The sequence below is a fragment of the Paenibacillus sp. 2KB_22 genome (assembly GCF_052115745.1).
GTDB lineage: Bacteria > Bacillota > Bacilli > Paenibacillales > Paenibacillaceae > Paenibacillus.
In genome coordinates, this window is sequence record NZ_JBFRHG010000033.1 from 1 (window position 1) to 472 (window position 472).

At 70.3% G+C, this 472-nt stretch carries 1 protein-coding gene; it reads right to left on the reverse strand.

Annotation, left to right across the window (positions count from 1 at the left end):
- A partial coding sequence (locus AB4111_RS31165; protein ID WP_442035143.1) for an alkaline phosphatase family protein occupies positions 1 to 472 on the reverse strand: 472 nt, incomplete at both ends.

The following is a 472-nucleotide window of genomic DNA, read 5'->3' on the forward strand; positions in this document are numbered from 1 at the left end:
CGGGATAGGTGGTCCAGCGGTAGGACTCCGGCGCGCCGCCCTTCTCGGGCAGGTCGTCGTGCGAGTTCGAGATCGACGGTCCGCCCGCCTCGCCGAGGCCGTCGTTGGTTCCGGTCCACAGGAACAGCCGGTTGGTGTTGGTGCCGGTCTGGGTCGAGCAGTGATAGGCGTCGCAGAGCGTGAAGCCGTCGGCGAGAGCGTGCTGGAACGGGATGTCGGCCCGCGTGAAGAAACCCATCGAATGGGGATGCTTGGCTACCGGCCAGCGGTCCATGCGGCCCTCGTCCCAGGCGTCTTGCGCGTCGGCCCAGCCGTGCGGCGTGCCTTCCACCCGCATGTGGGCGAAGGTCTCCGTGGTGTTCAGCGGGAAGGGCGCGATCAGGTCGGGGCCGCCCGCCTGGCCGCCCGCCTCACCGTAGGCCTGCAGGAACACCGTACCGTCCTTGCGGCCTGGCGCGTCGCGCGCCGGGAT